Origin of the sequence: Streptomyces sp. Isolate_45 (genome assembly GCF_024721315.2) — a bacterium.
GTDB lineage: Bacteria > Actinomycetota > Actinomycetes > Streptomycetales > Streptomycetaceae > Streptomyces.
Genome location: NZ_JANFAK020000084.1, coordinates 1 through 15520, shown reverse-complemented (window position 1 = coordinate 15520; position 15520 = coordinate 1). Strand labels below are relative to the sequence as shown.

Genomic DNA, 15520 nt, shown 5'->3' with positions numbered 1-15520 from the left:
TTGAACGATCAAGACTGACCGATGGTCGCTGTCGCGTTCACGACAGAGCGGTCACAGTATTTGTCGCAAGTGGAGTGAGAATAGGGCGACTTCGGGCACCCGTTGTCCGAAATGACTCTTGCGTCCGGGAGGATTGCGTTGATCCGCCGTGGCGCGTTCGGTTCGCCGAGGGGTGGTCGTGTCCGGTTCGGGCGCCTCGCGGGTGGGCTTCCGGTGGCCGGATATGAAAGACCGCCCGGCCGGGATAACCCGACCGGGCGGTATGGAAAGTCCGATGTGGTGCTTCCGGCCCGTCAGGCCAGGTCAGCGGCCTCGACTTCCTCGCGGGTGATGCCGAGCAGATACAGGACCGCGTCCAGGAAGGGCACGTTCACCGCCGTGTGCGCGGCCTCGCGCACCACCGGCTTGGCATTGAAGGCCACTCCCAGACCCGCGGCGTTCAGCATGTCGAGGTCGTTGGCGCCGTCCCCGATCGCCACGGTCTGGGCCAGCGGAACACCCGCCTCGGCGGCGAAGCGCCGCAGCAGTCGGGCCTTGCCGGCGCGGTCCACGATCTCGCCCGTGACCCGGCCGGTCAGCTTCCCCTCCAGGATCTCCAAAGTGTTCGCCGAGGCGAAGTCCAGCCCGAGCCGCTCCCGCAGGTCGTCCGTCACCTGGGTGAACCCGCCCGAGACCACGCCCACCTGATAGCCGAGGGTCTTCAGCGTGCGGATCAACGTCCGCGCGCCGGGGGTCAGCCGGACCTCGGAGCGGACCTTGTCCACCACCGACGCGTCCAGCCCCGCCAGCAGCGCGACCCGGGCGTGCAGGGACTGCTCGAAGTCCAGCTCCCCGCGCATCGCCCGCTCGGTCACCTCCGCGACCTCGGCCTCGCAGCCCGCGTGCGCGGCGAAGAGCTCGATGACCTCGTCCTGGATCAGGGTCGAGTCCACGTCCATCACGACCAACCGCTGCGCCCGGCGGTGCAGCCCCGCCGAGACCACGGCCACGTCGACGCCGATCTGCGCGGAGGCGGTGGCCAGGGCGGTGCGCAGCGGCTCCGTCTCCACACCGGACACGGCGAACTCGACCGCCGTCACCGGATACTTCGCGAGCCGGAAGATGCGGTCGATGTTGCCGCCGGACCCGGTGATCCGTGCGGCTATGGCCGCGGTGGACTCCGCGGTGAGCGGGTGCCCGAGGACGGTGACGTGGGAGCGCCCACTGCCACGCGGCCGGTTGTCGCCGGTCCCTGAGAGGATCTCGGCCTGGAGCTTGAGCGACTCTGCCCAGCTGTGGACGGTGGCCCGCAACTCGCCCTCGCCGGCGCCGGCCGGTTTGGTGACGAGGGCGCACAGGACGATGCGGCCACGGGTGACGACCTGCTCGATGTCGACGACATCGACGGAATAGGCGGCGAGGGTGTCGAACAGCCCGGCGGTGATCCCGGGACGGTCCTTGCCGAAGATCTTGACGAGGAGGGTGGGGACGTCGGAGGTCTGCGAAGCGCTCATGGTGCCCTCACCGTATCTTCCCGGCTCCGGCGGACGGACATCCGTCCCACTCCCTGAACCGCCCCCCTCGCGCGGGCCCGCCCGGTGCGCCCCGGCGGCCGCGGGCCGGCTCCGCGTCCTCGCGACACCCGGGCGAGAAGTCCCCGTATTTCACTCTCCGGGCGACTTTTGCCCCCGCCGACCGGCGGACGGGGGCACCCCGCGAGGCCCCGATTCCACATGTGGCCGCAGGCCTGAAATAGTTCCCCCGGATGTTCGCCATCCCTAGACTCCCTGACGTCAGGGGGATTCTCGGGGGACTTAAGTGGGGCTGGAGTGCCGGAACTCGTACTGGAATTGAATGGCAGGACCTGGACGCTGGATCCGTCCCGGTCGTACTCGTTGGGGCGTGATCCCCAGGGTGACGTGGTGATCGACGACGCCCGGGTGTCGTGGCGGCACGCCACCATCACCTGGAACGGCCGGAATTGGGGCATCGAGGACCACGGCAGCACCAACGGCACCTACGTGCGCGGAGCGCGGGTCCAGCAGACCGAGCTCGTGCCCGGCACGCCGGTCCACCTGGGCAACGCGACCGACGGTCCGCGGCTCGACCTGACCGCCGCCGCCCCGGCCGCCGCCCAGTCGGCCCCGGCCTACCAGGCCCCGGCCGCGCAGGGGCAGGCGCACCAGCAGGCCCCGGCCTACCGGGCCCCGGCCCAGCAGCAGCCCTGGGAGCAGCAGCCGCAGCACCAGCAGCAGGCGCACCACCAGCAGCCGCAGCACCAGGGCCGACAGCCGCACGTGCCGCAGCAGCAGGCCGGCGGCCCGGCGCAGACCGCGCCGAACCCCGGCTACCACGACCACCGCAGCCCGACGACGTTCCACCAGCTCTCGCTGGGCCACGTCATGCGCATCGGCCGTGCGCTGGAGAACGAGCTGGTCGTCTCCGACCTCCAGGTCTCCCGCCACCACGCCGAGTTCCGCTCGATGCCCGGCGGCCGTTTCGAGATCCACGACCTCGGCAGCCACAACGGCACCTACGTCAACGGTCAGCCGCTCGCCAAGTCCGGCACGGCGCTCCTCGGCCCGAACGACATCGTCGGCGTCGGCCACTCGACGTTCCGCATCGTCGGCGACCGACTGGAGGAGTTCGTCGACACCGGCGAGGTCTCCTTCTCGGCCCGCCACCTCACCGTGACCGTCGACGGCGGCAAGCAGATCCTCAAGGACGTCACCTTCGGCGTCCCGGAGAAGTCGCTCATCGGCGTCATCGGTCCCTCCGGCTCCGGCAAGTCGACCCTCCTGAAGGCACTGACCGGCTACCGGCCCGCCGACCAGGGCGACGTCCTCTACGACAACCGCAACCTGTACAAGCAGTTCGCGGAGCTCCGCCAGCGCATCGGCCTGGTCCCGCAGGACGACATCCTGCACAAGGAACTGAAGGTCAGCACCGCCCTCAAGTACGCGGCCAAGCTCCGCTTCCCCGGCGACACCGCCGAGTCCGAGCGCGTGGCCCGCATCAACGAGGTGCTGCGCGAGCTCAAGCTCGACGTCCACAAGGACAAGAAGATCACCTCGCTCTCCGGTGGTCAGCGCAAGCGCGTGTCCGTGGCCCTGGAGCTGCTCACCAAGCCGTCGCTGATCTTCCTGGACGAGCCGACCTCCGGCCTCGACCCGGGCATGGACCGCGACGTCATGCAGCTGCTGCGCGGCCTCGCCGACGACGGCCGCACGGTCCTCGTCGTCACCCACTCCGTCGCCGAGCTGGCCATCTGCGACAAGCTGCTGGTCATGGCCCCCGGCGGTTCCGTCGCCTACTTCGGCCCGCCGGACGACGCGCTGAACTTCTTCGGCTACAGCACCTGGGCCGACGTGTTCTCCGCCTTCGAGGAGTTCCGCGACTACGACTGGGCCGGCCGCTGGAAGGGCTCGCAGCACTACCAGCTGTACGCCGCCGACATCGACGCGGTCGCCCCGCAGTCCGTCGCCTTCCCCTCGCCGCAGCAGATGCGCCCGCCCAAGCCGCAGGGCTGGGGCTCGCAGCTCTGGACGCTGATCCGCCGCTACGTCTCGGTGATCGCCTCCGACAAGGGCTTCATCGGCCTGATGCTGATCCTGCCCGCGGTGCTGGGTGTGGTGTCCACGGTCATCCCCGCGACCTTCGGCCTCGCGCCCCCGCGCCCGCCGTCCCAGTTCAACGGCGACGCCGGCACGATCATGCTGATCCTCGCGGTCGGCATGTGCTTCTCGGGCGCCGCGAACTCGGTCCGAGAACTGATCAAGGAACGCGTCATCTACGAGCGTGAGCGCGCGACCGGCCTGTCCCGGTCCGCGTACCTCATGTCGAAGGTGATCGTTCTCGGCGTCATCACGGCCGTCCAGGGCGTGGTCATCTGCGCGATCGGCTTCTTCCCGCGCGACCTGCCCACCGAGGGCCTGCTGATGCCGCCGGCCGTCGAGCTGTGCGTGTCGGTCATCGCCCTCGGCTTCACCTCGATGATGTTCGGCCTCGTGATCTCCTCGCTGGTCAAGACCGCCGAGAAGACGATGCCGCTGCTGGTCATGTTCGCGATCGTCCAGGTCGTCTTCACCGGCATCCTCTTCCAGGTCTACGACTCCCCGGGCCTGGAACAGTTCGCCTGGCTGATGCCGTCCCGCTGGGCCGTCGCCGCCGCCGGCACCACGCTGAACCTCGGCAGGCTCATGCCGCCGTGGGACCGCGACAACCCGACGAACACCGACCCGCTCTGGGACGCCACCGCCGGGCAGTGGAGCCTGAACATCACCGTCCTGCTGCTCATCGGCGTCGCCTGCGGCTTCCTGGTCCAGCGCCTGCTGCGCCGCCACGAGCCCGAGGTCATGCGGGCCGGCAAGTAACGACACCGCGCACGCGGGCCCCGCGCCCGCGCCCCGCGCACGGAAAACGCCTCAGGGCGGCCCCCGGAATTCCGGGGGCCGCCCTGAGGCGCATGGGGGTGCGGGACGTCAGTGGCCTAGTAGGCGCTGTTGACGTTGTCCATGGAGCCGTAGCGGTCGGCCGCGTAGTTGCAGGCGGCGACGATGTTCGCGACCGGGTCGTACTGGTCGAACTTGGTGCCCTTGACGTGGTACGCCTTGAAGGTCGGGTAGATGACCTGGAGCAGACCCTTGCTGGGAATGCCGTTCTGGGCGTTGATGTCCCACTTGTTGATCGCCAGCGGGTTGCCGCTGGACTCGCGCATGACGTTCTTGTGGATGCCGGAGTACGTGCCCGGAATCCCCTCGCGCTTCATGATGAAGAGCGCTTCCTTGATCCAACCGTCGAGGTTGTTCGCGAAGACCGGGGTGCGGACCGCGGACCGGCTCGCGGCCGCCGTCTTGTCGCGCTCCGCCTTGGCGGCGGCAGCGGCCTTGGCCTTGGCGGCCGCCGTGTCCTTCGCCAGCTTGCTCGCGACGGCCTGCTGCGCGCCGAGGTGCTGCTGAACCGTCGGGGTCCACGCCACGGGGGCGGCGTTGATCGTCACCGACTGCGTCTCCGCGGCACCGGCCGGGACGAGGGAGAAGGCGAGCGCGGCGGCACCGAGCGTGGCGACACCGGCAACGGACAGCTTGTGTGCCTTCGTCAGACGACTGTGACCGGGAGTGCTGGAAGCAGACATGGCGGGGCAACCTCTTCGAATAGCGGGAGTCGCAGGAAGGCGCCGCTCGGATCCGGGACCCGCGGCGCTGTGCGACGTCGACATTCTTAGCGGTGGCAAAAACGCCTGGCAAAGGTGTGACGTACGATCCCGCTTAGTGGATCAGGGCCCCGGGACGAATCCGGAATGACGGTCACCGCACTAGGCGCAACCGACCTGACAGGACCTTTACCTGTCCACTACGCAGCTTCGTAAGTGATGTGGGTCCTATGCCGGGGCTCACATCGGTCACGTAACGATCTCGCCCACCGTTGCGACAGCAACGCACAACGTGACGGATGTCCTCCCCCGGGATGGCCCGCCGCCCGCCCGCCTCGTCCCCAGGGCGGACCCGGCGGCCCCGCCGCCCCCTCCCTCCGCCGTACGCCCCGGGCCCACCGACCTAGTCCCGATGCCCGATCCCGCAGGTCAGGGCCGCCGGTACGGTGATCCCATGCACTACGGACCCTGCACGGGACTCGCTGCCGTCAGCACCGCGCTGCTCGCCATGAGCCGCCGCATGGAGGTCCACGACGTACTGCGCACGATCGTCGCCTCGGCCCGCGAACTCCTCGACGCCGAGTACGCCGCCCTCGGCGTCCCGGACGACCACGGGGGCTTCGCCCAGTTCGTCGTGGACGGCATCAGCGAGGAACAGTGGCGCCGCATCGGCCCCCTGCCCCGCCAGCACGGGGTCCTCGCCGCGATGCTCCACCAGGACGCCCCCGAGCGGCTGGCCGACGTGCGCCAGGACCCGCGCTTCGGGGGCTGGCCCGCCGCCCACCCCGACATGTCCGACTTCCTCGGCATGCCCATCAGGGACGGCGAGGAGACCCTCGGCGCCCTCTTCCTCGCCAACAAGCGCCCCGCCCCCGGGAGCGCCCCCGGCGGCGTCGACCACCCCGTCGGCTTCACCGACGCGGACGAGGAGCTCCTCTCCCTCCTCGCCCAGCACGCGGCCATCGCCCTCACCAACGCCCGCCTCTACGAGCGCAGCCGCGAGCTGACCATCGCCGAGGAGCGCTCCCGCCTCGCCCACGAGCTGCACGACGCCGTCAGCCAGAAACTGTTCTCCCTGCGCCTCACCGCCCAGGCCGCCGCCGCCCTCGTGGACCGCGACCCCGTCCGGGCCAAGGACGAGCTCCACCAGGTCGCCGCCCTGGCCGCGGAGGCCGCCGACGAACTGCGCGCCGCCGTGACCGAGCTCCGCCCGGCCGCACTGGACGACGACGGGCTCGTCGCGACCCTGCGCGACCACGTCCGCGTCCTGGACCGGGCCCACGCCGCGCACGTCTCCTTCACCTGCGAAGGCGTACGGGCCCTGCCCGCGAACCAGGAGGAGGCGCTCCTGCGCGTCGCCCAGGAAGCCCTCCACAACGCCCTGCGGCACTCCGGCGCGGACCGCGTCGAGGTCGCCCTCGCCCGGACCCCGGCGGGCGGCGCGGTCCTGCGCGTACGCGACTGGGGCCGCGGCTTCTCCCCTTCCACGGTCCGCAAGGCGGGCCGCCACCTCGGGCTGGTCTCCATGCGGGACCGCGCGAGCGGCTCCGGCGGACGGCTGGAGGTCCACTCCGAGCCCGGCAAGGGCACCACGATCGAGATGGAGGTCCCCGGTGGCTGACACCCCGGTCCGCATCCGCGTCCTGCTGGTCGACGACCACCAGGTCGTCCGGCGCGGCCTGCGCACGTTCCTGGAGGTCCAGGACGACATAGAGGTGGTCGGCGAGGGCGGCGACGGCGAGGAGGGCATCGAGCGCGCCGAGGAACTGCGGCCCGACGTCATCCTCATGGACGTCAAGATGCCGGGCACCGACGGCATCGAGGCCCTGCGACGGCTGCGCGCCCTGGGGAACCCGGCACGGGTCCTGATCGTCACCAGCTTCACCGAGCAGCGCACGGTCGTCCCCGCCCTGCGGGCCGGCGCCGCCGGGTACGTCTACAAGGACATCGACCCCGACGCCCTGGCCGGAGCCATCCGCTCCGTGCACGCGGGCCACGTCCTGCTCCAGCCCGAGGTGGCACAGGCGCTCCTCGCCCAGGAGGACCAGCCCTCCTCCGCGGGCCGCCCCGGCGCCCTGACCGACCGCGAACGCGAGGTCCTCGGCCTCATCGCGGACGGCCGCTCCAACCGGGAGATCGCCCGCGCGCTGGTGCTGTCGGAGAAGACGGTCAAGACGCACGTCTCGAACATCCTGATGAAACTGGACCTCTCCGACCGGACGCAGGCCGCATTGTGGGCGGTCAGGCACGGAATGGCGGAGTAATCAGACCGTCTGCGTACGCACTGTGATTCAGCAGAGATTCATACGGTCGGGTGTATGTAGCCCACATGGCGTATCCCGCCCACCGGGCCGGGCGTTCTCCATGGCGTGTCGCGACGGCTGGTCGCGGCGGACGCACTGGAGGACGAGAACGTGAAGAACTTCAAGAAGGCCGCAGCCGTCACCATGATCGCGGGTGGCCTCGTCGCCGCCGGCGCGGGTGTCTCCTCGGCGCACGGCGGTGCGTCCGCGGAGGGCGTGGCCCAGCACTCGCCCGGCGTGGCCTCCGGGAACCTGCTCCAGGTCCCCGTCCACGTCCCCGTGAACGTCGTCGGCAACACCGTCAACGTGATCGGCCTGCTCAACCCCGCCTTCGGCAACGCCGGCGTCAACCACTGACCCACCCCGCGGCCCCGCTTCCCCACCTCTCCCCGGGAAGAAGCGGGGCCGCGGCGTTCCTGAGGGGCCGGGGGCGGGGTGGGGTGTCGTCCGGGGCCAAAACGTGATTTGTTGGCGCGCGGTACCCCTGAGGAACGCAGCCCCGGACAGGGCGCCATAAATCATGCCCGCCCCGGACGACACCCCACCCCGCCCCCGGCCCCGCCCCACGAACAACGCGCCCGGACCCCACCGGCCCTCCCCACCGCTCCGGGCTCGGACTCGGCGTCAGCCCCGCTCGCGCTCCTCCACCGCCGCGTTGTACGCCGCCACCAGGGCCCGCCGCGCCACCCGCTCCACAGGCCGCAGCGCCTCGGACCGCGCCGCCATCTCAGAGGCGGCCACCGCACCCCCGGGCCCGTTCTCGTACGCCAGCGACACCATCAGGTCCACCCGCTGCGCCAGCGCCAGCACCCGCACCGCCCGCGGCGGATACCCCGGAGCCAGCACGTCACGGCCCGCCTCCGCCCGCGCCCGGTACGCCGACAGCGCCGCCTCCGCGACCGGCCCCGACCCCGCCACGTCCAGCCGGGTCAGTACGACCGTCGCCTCGCGCAGCGCCTCCGCCAGTTCCCGCTCCGCCTCACCGAGCGACGGCACGTCCGCCGGCGGGGCCTCCCGTACCGGCAGGCAGTGCCAGGTCACCGAGACGTGCAGGTCCCCGGCCGGCCCGGCCTCCACCACCTCCGGCACCAACCCCAGCGCCGCCCCCACCGCGACCACCGCCTCCTCGGCCTCCAACGCCCGCGCGTTGAACTCCGCCGGCCCGCTCAACCCCAACGGATGCCCCGGCGCGGGCAGTGCCACCCGCAGCCCGCTCACCCCCAGCACCCGCAACCGGCCGAGCGCCAGCGTGAGCCCCACCGGACCCGGTTCCCCCGGCAGCCCGGTCACCCGGTGCACGGAGTCCTCACCGACGATCGACGACGCGGCCTCGTCGGGCGACACCAAACCGGCCAGCAGCGCGTTCCCCCAGGCGGCCAGCCGCCCTGAACGTGGTTCGAAAAGCATCCCCCCACTTTACGGATCGCGCCCCGCACCCGGCCCCGGAACCGGACCCCTCCCCGAGTGGCGTAGGTTTTCCCCCAGGGGCTGCGCCTGCCGGCGCACAGAGAACCGTGACTGCAAGGGGTGACAACACGCTCATGAGCGATGTTCTGGAGCTGGTGGACGTATCCGTGGTCCGCGAGGGCCGGGCTCTGGTGGACCAGGTCTCCTGGTCGGTGAAGGAGGGGGAGCGCTGGGTGATCCTCGGCCCCAACGGCGCCGGCAAGACCACACTGCTGAACCTCGCCTCCAGCTACCTCTTCCCCACCAAGGGCACCGCCACCATCCTCGGCGGCACCCTCGGCAAGCCGGGTACCGACGTGTTCGAGCTGCGCCCCCGCATCGGCGTGGCCGGCATCGCCATGGCCGACAAGCTGCCCAAGCGGCAGACCGTCCTGCAGACCGTGCTCACCGCCGCCTACGGCATGACCGCGACCTGGCAGGAGGAGTACGAGGACATCGACGAGCAGCGCGCCCGCGCCTTCCTCGACCGCCTCGGCATGACCGACTACCTGGAGCGCAGGTTCGGCACGCTCTCCGAGGGCGAGCGCAAGCGCACCCTGATCGCCCGCGCCCTGATGACCGACCCCGAGCTGCTCCTCCTCGACGAGCCCGCCGCCGGCCTCGACCTCGGCGGCCGCGAGGACCTCGTACGTCGCCTCGGCCGCCTCGCCCGCGACCCGCTGGCCCCCTCCATGGTCATGGTCACCCACCACGTCGAGGAGATCGCCCCCGGCTTCACCCACGTCCTGATGATCCGTCAGGGCAAGGTCGTCACCGCCGGCCCCATCGACCTCGAACTCACCTCGCGCAACCTCTCGCTCTGCTTCGGCCTCCCGCTGGTCGTCGAGCGCAACGACCACGACCGCTGGACCGCCCAGGGCCTGCCGCTGCGCTAGCACCCGTCCCGGTCGCGCACTGTCCCGACCGCGCCCACCCGACCTACCATGACCATGTGGACATCGACGCATGGGTGTGGTGGCTCATCGGCGCGGTCGGACTGGGCATCCCCCTCGTCCTCACCGCCCTTCCGGAATTCGGCATGTTCGCCATCGGCGCGGTGGCGGCCGCCGTCACGGCGGCCCTCGGCGGGGGAGTGGTCGCCCAGGTCCTGGTCTTCGTGATCGTGTCCGTGGCGCTCATCGCCGTGGTCCGTCCGATCGCCAACCGGCACCGCAACCAACGCCCCCAACACCGCAGCGGTATCGACGCGTTGAAGGGCAGGTCCGCCGTCGTCCTCGAACGCGTCGACGGCCGCGGAGGCCGGATCAAACTGGCCGGCGAGGTCTGGTCCGCCCGCACCCTCGACGCGGACACCAGTTTCGAACCCGGCCAGTCCGTCGACGTCGTCGACATCGACGGAGCGACCGCCGTCGTGATGTGAGAAAGCAGCCGACCCGCGGCCCCGGGGTCTGCGAGACTCCGCTCAACGGGGCAGCACAGACAGCCGGAAGGGCACGGGGAACCGCATGCAACCGATCATCATCGTCCTGATCATCCTGGTGGTTCTGGTCTTCATCGCCCTGGTCAAGACGATCCAGGTGATCCCGCAGGCCAGCGCAGCCATCGTCGAACGCTTCGGCCGCTACACCCGCACCCTCAACGCGGGCCTCAACATCGTCGTCCCGTTCATCGACTCGATCCGCAACCGCATCGACCTGCGCGAACAGGTCGTCCCGTTCCCGCCGCAGCCGGTGATCACCCAGGACAACCTGGTCGTCAACATCGACACCGTCATCTACTACCAGGTGACCGACGCCCGCGCCGCGACGTACGAGGTGGCCAGCTACATCCAGGCCATCGAGCAGCTCACCGTCACCACCCTCCGCAACATCATCGGCGGCATGGACCTGGAACGGACCCTCACCTCCCGCGAGGAGATCAACGCGGCCCTCCGCGGCGTCCTCGACGAGGCCACCGGCAAGTGGGGCATCCGCGTCAACCGCGTCGAGCTCAAGGCCATCGAGCCGCCGACCTCCATCCAGGACTCGATGGAGAAGCAGATGCGCGCCGACCGCGACAAGCGCGCCGCCATCCTCCAGGCCGAAGGTGTCCGGCAGTCCGAGATCCTGCGCGCCGAGGGCGAGAAGCAGTCCTCCATCCTCCGCGCCGAAGGTGACGCCAAGGCCGCGGCCCTGCGCGCCGAGGGCGAGGCCCAGGCCATCCGCACGGTCTTCGAGTCCATCCACGCCGGCGACGCCGACCAGAAGCTCCTCGCCTACCAGTACCTCCAGATGCTCCCGAAGATCGCCGAAGGCGACGCCAACAAGCTCTGGATCGTGCCCAGCGAGATCGGGGACGCGCTCAAGGGCCTCTCGGGCGCCATGGGCAACTTCGGCCCCATGGGCGGCGGGAGCCCGAGCGGCTTCAATCCGCAGAACAGCGGCAAGGGCGGCAACGACACGACGGGCGCCGGCGACCGGCGCGAGCAGCCCCCCATCGACTGAGACCACCCACCCCTCGGGCATGATCGGTGAGGCCCCTCGACCTTCATGGCGGGGAGGCGACTCACTCACGCAAAGGGGATGGCTCCGTCCATGTCCATGTCCATCTGGGAATCGCTCGCGGTCCTCGCCGCCGGGATCGGCGCCGGCACGATCAACACCATCGTCGGTTCCGGCACCCTGATCACCTTCCCGGTACTCCTCGCCACCGGCCTGCCCCCGGTCACCGCCAACGTCTCCAACACCCTCGGCCTGGTGCCCGGTTCCATCAGCGGCGCCATCGGCTACCGCAACGAACTCAAGGGGCAGCGCGCCCGCGTCCTGCGCCTCGGCGCCGTTTCCCTCGTCGGCGGCCTCGCGGGCGCGGTCCTGCTCCTCGTCCTGCCCCCGGAGTCCTTCGACACGATCGTGCCCGTCCTCATCGGACTGGCCCTCGTCCTCGTCGTCCTCCAGCCCCGCCTCGCCGCGTCCCTGCGCCGCCGCCGAGAAGCCGCGGGCACCGACACGCAGGAACGCGAAGGCGGCCCCGTCCTCCTCACCGGCATGCTGTTCTCCAGCGCCTACGGAGGCTACTTCGGGGCCGCCCAGGGCGTGCTCTACCTCGGACTCATGGGTCTGCTGCTCCACGAGGACCTGCAACGCGTCAACGCCGTCAAGAACGTCATCGCCGCCCTCGTGAACGGCATCGCCGCCGTCTTCTTCCTCTTCGTCGCGGAGTTCGACTGGACGGCGGTGCTCCTCATCGCCGTCGGCTCCACCCTCGGCGGACAGATCGGAGCCAAGGTCGGCCGCCGGCTTTCGCCCACCGTCCTGCGCGGGGTCATCGTGACGGTCGGAATCCTCGCGATCGTCCAGATCCTGCTCCGCTGAACGGCGTAGGAGAAATGCGTCGCCCCGTGCGCCCGACAGCAGGGCGCACGGGGCGGACGACTACGCGGACCGCGCCAGCCACTCCGGCAGCGGATCCCGGCCGCCCACACCCAGCGCCAGCAGCATCGCGTCCGCCGGCGACGGCACGAAGGGCTTGCGGAGCAACGGCATCCCGGCCTCCTCCGGAGTCCGAGCCGCCTTGCGGTGGTTGTCCTCGGCACAGGAGGCCACCGTGTTCAGCCAGGTGTCCCCACCGCCCTGGGCCCGCGGCAGCACGTGGTCCACGGTCGTCGCGCGCTTCCCGCAGTACGCGCAACGGTGTTGGTCGCGGACCAACACCCCCCTCCGTGACCAGGGAGCATGTCTTCGGAAGGGCACCCGTACGTACCGGCAGAGCCTGATCACCCGAGGCATCGGAAGCTCCATGGTGGCCGCCCGCACACGCAGCTCGGGATGCGACTGTTCGACCACGGCCTTGTCCTGGAGCACGAGCACCACCGCCCGGTTCAAGGTCACCGTCGACAGCGGCTCGAAGCTCGCATTCAGCACCAGCGTGTCCCGCATCTCGCCCACCTCCCGTGTGCAGGCCCGCGACCACACCGGCTGCAGGGCCCGGAACCACTCTGGCCGCGCGCGCCACGCGGGACAACGCAATAAAAATGCCCGGTCCTGGCCGTCTTTAGACCAGGACCGGGCAAACGCTCGGCGAACGATCAGCCCGCGGGCGCCTCGTACTCACCGATGAGGTGAGCGCGCCCCAGGGTGTGGAAGCGCAGATTGAAACCGACCACGGCAGGGGACACGTCCCCGTCAGGCCCGAGCTTCTCCTGATCCACCGCGTACACCGTGAACACGTACCGGTGCCGCTCCCCGGCCGGCGGAGCGGCCCCGCCGAAGCCCTTCGTGCCGTAGTCGTTGCGCACGTGCACGGCCCCGGCGGGCAGCCCCTCGAACTTTCCGCCGCCCGCCCCGGCCGGCAGCTCGGTCACCGTGGCCGGCAGGTCGAACAGCACCCAGTGCCAGAACCCGCTGCCCGTGGGCGCGTCCGGGTCGAAGCACGTCACGGCGAAGCTCTTCGTCCCCTCGGGGAAGCCCTCCCACCGCAACGCGGGCGAGAGGTTCGCGCCCGACAACACCTGGTCCCCGCCCAACTCCGCGCCGTGCGCCAGATCGGCGCTCGTCACGGTGAAGGAGGGGACCTTCGGGTGGAAGTCATGGGGGAGGGGCGCCCTGTGCTGCTGAACCACTGCTGAACCTCCTGATCGGATGCGCGTACGGCCCGAGCCTAGAACCAGTTGCGCTGCGAACCGACGGACGCGATCCACTGGTTCAGGTACGCCGCCCAGTCGGTGTCCTGGTAGGACTGCAGCCCCACCTGGAAGCAGCGGTAGGTGTCGCTGCCCTCGCTGAACAGCCCCGGCTTCTTGTCCATCTCCAGCACGACGTCCATCTCGCGCCCGTCGGAGACGAAGGTCAGCTCGACCTGGTTCAGTCCGCGGTACTGCGACGGCGGCAGGAACTCGATCTCCTGGTAGAACGGCAGCGTCTGCCGCGTCCCGCGGATGTGCCCCCGCTCCATGTCCGCGCTGCGGAACGAGAAGCCCAGCTGCCGGAACGCGTCCAGGATCGCCTGCTGCGCGGGCACCGGGTGCACGTTGATCGGGTCCAGGTCACCCGCGTCGACCGCGCGCGCGATCTCCAGCTCGGTGCTGACCCCGATGTTCATCCCGTGCAGGTGCTGCCCCCCGAAGTGGGTGATCGGCGTCTCCGCCGGGATCTCCAACCCGAACGGCACCACGTGCAGCGCGCCGGCCTGCACCTGGAAGGCACCCCCGAGACGCTGCTTGGTGAAGACGACGTCCTGCTTGTACTCCTGGTCGCCGCCCTCGACCTCCACCCGCGCCTGCAGCCCGACGGACAGCCCCTCGATCTGCTGCTCCACGGACCCGCCCTGGATCCGGACCTCGCCCTGGACGATCCCGCCCGGCACCACGTTCGGCTCGGTGATGACCGTGTCCACCGAGGCACCGCCGGCACCCAGGCTCGCGAACAGCTTCCTGAACCCCATGCTCAAACTCCCCTTAAGGCTGTACGAAGGATGTGGCGACTCACGCGCCTACCCCTTTTACCAACGCGGAACCTTAGGCCCCGGTTGCAGGACGACGCGTTCCGTTACGCTCGACCGGATGAGCGCGCGTCCCGACCGTACGCCCCTGCCCCGGTCCTTCTTCGACCGCCCGGTCCTCACGGTGGCCCCCGACCTGCTGGGTCGCACCCTGGTCCGCCGCACCGCGGAGGGCCCCCTCGAACTGCGCATCACGGAGGTGGAGGCGTACGAGGGGCAGGCCGACCCCGGCTCCCACGCCTACCGCGGCCGCACTGCCCGCAACGCATCGATGTTCGGACCGCCCGGACACGCGTACGTCTACTTCATCTACGGCATGTGGTTCAGCCTGAACCTGGTCTGCGGCCCGCCGGGCCACGCGAGCGGCGTACTGCTGCGGGCGGGCGAGGTCATCACGGGAGCGGACCTGGCGGCCAAACGTCGACTCTCCGCCAGAAACCCGCGGGAACTCGCCAAGGGTCCGGCCCGACTGGCCACGGCCCTGGACGTGGACCGCTCGCTCGACGGCACCGACCTCTGCGACGGCCCCGACTCCCCCCTGTCCCTCCTCACCGGCACGGCCACCCCGGCCGACCTGGTGAGCAACGGCCCGCGCACGGGAGTGGGCGGCGCCGGCGCCGCCCACCCGTACCGCTACTGGATCACGAACGACCCCACGGTCAGCCCCTACCGGGCCCACGCACCACGCCGCCGGGCAACTTGACTCAGCCGTTCCGGACGCCTAACGTAGCCCGAGCCGCTTGAACGGGGCACTGCCTCAGCAGACCCCCAGAACGGCCAAACCACTACCTACGACTTACCCCTGGCGGGGTCCTGTTCGGCATGCCCGAATTACTCGCCGGCCGGCTCGATTATGAGCCGCAAGGGGAAAGCGCTAACGTAGCGGAGCGCCGAAAGGCCAAAGACCCCCAACGGTCACCGAATTCAAATCCAAGCCACACTGCGACTTTCGAGAAGCAGAGCGCGGAAATGATCTGGTAGAGTTGGAATCGCCGGAAAGGGAAAAGCGCGGAAGCGCAGGACCTGGAAAGCGCCGAGGAAATCGGGCCCGAGAGAGTCTGATAGAGTCGGAAACGCAAGAACAGAACAGAACGAAAGCCCGGAGGAAAGCCCCAGTAATTGTTACTGAGGGTGAGTACAAAGGAAGCGTCCGTTCCTTGAGAACTCAACAGCGTGCCAAAAATCAACGCCAAAAGTTGATACC

15 protein-coding genes are annotated in these 15520 nt (G+C 70.2%); 9 read left to right on the top strand and 6 right to left on the bottom strand.

Annotated features, from left to right (window positions below; translation table 11 throughout):
* Positions 1–293 precede the first annotated feature (293 nt).
* Positions 294–1493, bottom strand: coding sequence for a phosphoserine phosphatase SerB (gene serB, locus NOD94_RS24850; RefSeq protein WP_281208310.1), 1200 nt, complete (start codon positions 1491–1493; stop codon positions 294–296).
* Positions 1494–1808: 315 nt separating this feature from the next.
* Here serB and NOD94_RS24845 point away from each other — a divergent pair, with 315 nt between their 5' ends.
* Positions 1809–4352, top strand: coding sequence for an FHA domain-containing protein (locus tag NOD94_RS24845; RefSeq protein WP_281208309.1), 2544 nt, complete (start codon positions 1809–1811; stop codon positions 4350–4352).
* 116 nt (positions 4353–4468) lie between these two features.
* Here the strand turns inward: NOD94_RS24845 and NOD94_RS24840 are convergent, their stop codons facing one another.
* Positions 4469–5113: a transglycosylase SLT domain-containing protein gene (locus NOD94_RS24840; protein ID WP_281208308.1), complete on the bottom strand. Its 645-nt coding sequence runs from the start codon at positions 5111–5113 to the stop codon at positions 4469–4471.
* Positions 5114–5585: 472 nt separating this feature from the next.
* On the opposite strand from NOD94_RS24840, the gene NOD94_RS24835 reads away from it, so the two are divergent.
* The 3 genes from NOD94_RS24835 (at position 5586) to NOD94_RS24825 (ending at position 7791) form a co-directional block, all read left to right on the top strand.
* On the top strand, positions 5586–6752 hold the full coding sequence (locus tag NOD94_RS24835; protein WP_281208307.1) for a GAF domain-containing sensor histidine kinase: 1167 nt from the start codon (positions 5586–5588) through the stop codon (positions 6750–6752).
* Positions 6745–7395 (top strand): response regulator transcription factor, encoded by a 651-nt coding sequence (locus NOD94_RS24830; RefSeq protein ID WP_281208306.1) that lies wholly within the window; start codon positions 6745–6747, stop codon positions 7393–7395. Before NOD94_RS24835 ends, NOD94_RS24830 begins: the two co-directional genes overlap by 8 nt.
* A 150-nt stretch (positions 7396–7545) precedes the next feature.
* Positions 7546–7791 (top strand): chaplin, encoded by a 246-nt coding sequence (locus tag NOD94_RS24825; RefSeq protein WP_281208335.1) that lies wholly within the window; start codon positions 7546–7548, stop codon positions 7789–7791.
* Between the two features lie 267 nt (positions 7792–8058).
* Here NOD94_RS24825 and NOD94_RS24820 read toward each other — a convergent pair whose 3' ends face one another.
* Positions 8059–8841 (bottom strand): hypothetical protein, encoded by a 783-nt coding sequence (locus NOD94_RS24820; protein WP_281208305.1) that lies wholly within the window; start codon positions 8839–8841, stop codon positions 8059–8061.
* Between the two features lie 134 nt (positions 8842–8975).
* On the opposite strand from NOD94_RS24820, the gene NOD94_RS24815 reads away from it, so the two are divergent.
* From NOD94_RS24815 to NOD94_RS24800, 4 genes are all read left to right on the top strand, one after another.
* Positions 8976–9776 carry an ABC transporter ATP-binding protein gene (locus NOD94_RS24815; RefSeq protein WP_281208304.1) on the top strand — a complete coding sequence of 267 codons (801 nt, stop codon included), beginning with the start codon at positions 8976–8978 and terminating at the stop codon, positions 9774–9776.
* A gap of 56 nt (positions 9777–9832) precedes the next feature.
* Positions 9833–10261 carry an NfeD family protein gene (locus tag NOD94_RS24810; protein ID WP_281208303.1) on the top strand — a complete coding sequence of 143 codons (429 nt, stop codon included), beginning with the start codon at positions 9833–9835 and terminating at the stop codon, positions 10259–10261.
* Between the two features lie 85 nt (positions 10262–10346).
* Positions 10347–11324 carry an SPFH domain-containing protein gene (locus NOD94_RS24805; RefSeq protein ID WP_281208302.1) on the top strand — a complete coding sequence of 326 codons (978 nt, stop codon included), beginning with the start codon at positions 10347–10349 and terminating at the stop codon, positions 11322–11324.
* 96 nt (positions 11325–11420) lie between these two features.
* Positions 11421–12191 (top strand): sulfite exporter TauE/SafE family protein, encoded by a 771-nt coding sequence (locus NOD94_RS24800; protein WP_281208334.1) that lies wholly within the window; start codon positions 11421–11423, stop codon positions 12189–12191.
* A 60-nt stretch (positions 12192–12251) separates the two neighbouring features.
* Here NOD94_RS24800 and NOD94_RS24795 read toward each other — a convergent pair whose 3' ends face one another.
* The 3 genes from NOD94_RS24795 to NOD94_RS24785 all read right to left on the bottom strand — a co-directional run bounded on the left by NOD94_RS24795 (position 12252) and on the right by NOD94_RS24785 (position 14259).
* Positions 12252–12755 carry an HNH endonuclease gene (locus NOD94_RS24795; RefSeq protein ID WP_281208301.1) on the bottom strand — a complete coding sequence of 168 codons (504 nt, stop codon included), beginning with the start codon at positions 12753–12755 and terminating at the stop codon, positions 12252–12254.
* A 149-nt stretch (positions 12756–12904) separates the two neighbouring features.
* The gene (locus NOD94_RS24790) at positions 12905–13438 is read right to left on the bottom strand and encodes a YbhB/YbcL family Raf kinase inhibitor-like protein (RefSeq protein WP_281208300.1); all 534 of its coding nucleotides are present in this window, start codon (positions 13436–13438) and stop codon (positions 12905–12907) included.
* A 38-nt stretch (positions 13439–13476) separates the two neighbouring features.
* Positions 13477–14259 (bottom strand): sporulation protein, encoded by a 783-nt coding sequence (locus NOD94_RS24785; RefSeq protein WP_281208299.1) that lies wholly within the window; start codon positions 14257–14259, stop codon positions 13477–13479.
* 118 nt (positions 14260–14377) lie between these two features.
* Here NOD94_RS24785 and NOD94_RS24780 point away from each other — a divergent pair, with 118 nt between their 5' ends.
* Positions 14378–15019: a DNA-3-methyladenine glycosylase gene (locus tag NOD94_RS24780; RefSeq protein WP_281208298.1), complete on the top strand. Its 642-nt coding sequence runs from the start codon at positions 14378–14380 to the stop codon at positions 15017–15019.
* The last annotated feature ends 501 nt before the right edge of the window (positions 15020–15520 follow it).